The sequence below is a fragment of the Corynebacterium frankenforstense genome, from assembly GCF_030211955.1.
Taxonomy (GTDB): Bacteria; Actinomycetota; Actinomycetes; order Mycobacteriales; family Mycobacteriaceae; genus Corynebacterium; species Corynebacterium frankenforstense_A.
This window is the reverse complement of the sequence record NZ_JASODI010000075.1, coordinates 1-262: the sequence shown is the minus strand read 5'-3', so window position 1 is coordinate 262 and position 262 is coordinate 1. Positions and strand designations below refer to the sequence as shown.

The 262-nt window shown below is 42.4% G+C and carries 1 pseudogene; it reads left to right on the top strand.

The window, feature by feature from the left end:
* Positions 1-150: 150 nt before the first annotated feature.
* Positions 151-262, top strand: a pseudogene (locus QP119_RS11585) (30S ribosomal protein S7); the annotation flags it as partial.

Genomic DNA, 262 nt, shown 5'->3' with positions numbered 1-262 from the left:
AAAGACCGTAAGCAGGCTCGTTCCAAGTATGGCGTGAAGCGTCCTAAGGCTTAATGGTTCTCCGTTAAGTAAGGCCAAACGTTTTAACTTAAATGTCAAACTAAACTCGTAGAGTTTTGGACAATCCTGAATTAACAACGGAGTATTTCCATGCCACGTCGTCGCGTCATTGGTCAGCGTAAAATTCTGCCGGATCCGAAGTTCGGATCAGAACTGCTGGCTAAATTTGTAAATATCCTGATGGTAGATGGTAAAAAATCTA